The sequence below is a fragment of the Streptomyces sp. 8K308 genome (assembly GCF_004348315.1).
Lineage (GTDB): Bacteria > Actinomycetota > Actinomycetes > Streptomycetales > Streptomycetaceae > Streptomyces.
Map to the genome: position 1 here is coordinate 1 of NZ_SMKC01000637.1, position 1,248 is coordinate 1,248.

1 protein-coding gene and 1 pseudogene are annotated in these 1,248 nt (G+C 68.9%); both read left to right on the forward strand.

The features are described 5' to 3' along the window. A pseudogene (locus E1265_RS37690) lies at positions 1 to 806 on the forward strand (hypothetical protein); the annotation flags it as partial. Positions 807 to 816: 10 nt separating this feature from the next. Beyond that, entirely contained in the window at positions 817 to 1,047 is a 231-nt protein-coding gene (locus tag E1265_RS36345; protein WP_132935193.1) for a hypothetical protein, read from the forward strand. The last annotated feature ends 201 nt before the right edge of the window (positions 1,048 to 1,248 follow it).

Here is a 1,248-nt window from a genome sequence, read left to right on the forward strand (position 1 = left end):
GGATCTGGGTCATGGGGGGCGGGGGCGCCCGAGGCGCGGGGGCACCCGTCCCGCCCGAGGTCGTCCACCCGAACGGTGAGACGAGGCTCCCGCAGCTGACGGCCGGCGGCTGGGCCCTTCCCGGCGACCTGGCCGGGCAGGTCAGGGACAAGTACCTCCGGCTCGCGGCGGCCGACGCCGCCACCACGTCGGACGACATCGAGGCGGAGATCGAGCGGTACCGCCGGAGGATGCTGGAACGGGCGGCCGAACTGAGACGCCTCGGGCTCGACCCCGCGGAGGAACCAGGCGGCCTGTTCACCAGCGAAGCGGTGGCCGGGCAGACCGGCGGGTCGGTACGGCCGCCGGACGACGGGAGCCTGCGCAACTACCTGAGGACGGAGAAGTGGGCCGAGGATGCCTACGCCTCGTTCCGGGAGGTGGACGACCTGCCCGCCATGGTCGAAGCCCTACGTGACGTGGAACGCGCGGACGGCAGCAGGGGATTCACACCCGAGGAACTCGAAGCCGTCAAGAACCACGTCTTCTTCGAGGAGCATCCCCTGGACGCGGTCGACGGAGGTGTCACCTACGCCCGGTACGATCCGAACCCCGACATGGCGGAAGCGTGGATCCGTCTTCGACTCGGACACTTCGAGGACGCGGACGTGGTGTTGTTGGAGCACGAACTGGCGGAGCAGAGATATTACCGAGAACATCCTGGTTCTCCCTACCGGGAGGCCCATGCGGCCGCCAACGAGGTGGCCGACTGGGAGTCGCTCGAAAAGCCCTCACGGGGCGGCGAGGACTACAGGGCCCCGTGGTGAGGAGAAGGCCGTGGCCGTCTATGCCGTGATCGAGAAGGTCGACGAGGACGCGAGGCGCGTTCGTTACAGGTACTCCGGAGTTCAGGAGACCGAGAGATTCGTGGTGTTGGACAAGGAAGAGGAACGCGTCTGGCCCGAGGACGGGGTGGAAGACCACCTCTACGGGGCGGTGGCCAGAAGGATCGCCGTCATGTGGGCGCGGGAGGGGATCGCCCCACAACGCCTCGTTGTCCAGTCGTAGAGCCGCCGCGGCCGCCGTCTGTCCCGCACCGTACGACGTTTCGCCTGATCAACAGACCTAGCCGGTGGGGGCGGCGTCGGGGGGTAGGCCGGGCAGTTCCGGACGGTCCTCTTCCTGGGGCGGCTCCAACTCCAGTTCCGGATCCCGCTCGGGGAGCGTGGGGTCGGGGACGCGGGTCGAGTCGGGGAGCAGGTCGGGGAT